The 267-nt window shown below is 74.5% G+C and carries 1 pseudogene; it reads left to right on the top strand.

Going from position 1 to position 267, the window contains the following annotated elements:
- Window positions 1-267 (top strand): annotated as a pseudogene (locus tag FJ658_RS15595) (AMP-binding protein); the annotation flags it as partial.

Here is a 267-nt window from a genome sequence, read left to right on the forward strand (position 1 = left end):
GTTCACGCGCACCCTCGACTGGACGCCCGCGCTCGCCGCCGATGGAACGCTGCAGCCTCCGCGCGCCGAGTGGTTCGCCGACGGCACCCTCAACGTGGCGGTGAACTGCGTCGACCGGCACGTCGACGCCGGCCTCGGCGATCGGGTCGCGTACCACTGGGAGGGCGAGCCCGGCGACAGCCGCACGCTGACCTTCGCCGAGCTGCAGCGCGAGGTCGCGAAGGCGGCGAACGCGCTCACGGAGCTCGGCATCCGGCGGGGCGACCG

It is taken from the genome of Schumannella sp. 10F1B-5-1 (assembly GCF_006517535.1).
Lineage (GTDB): Bacteria > Actinomycetota > Actinomycetes > Actinomycetales > Microbacteriaceae > Schumannella.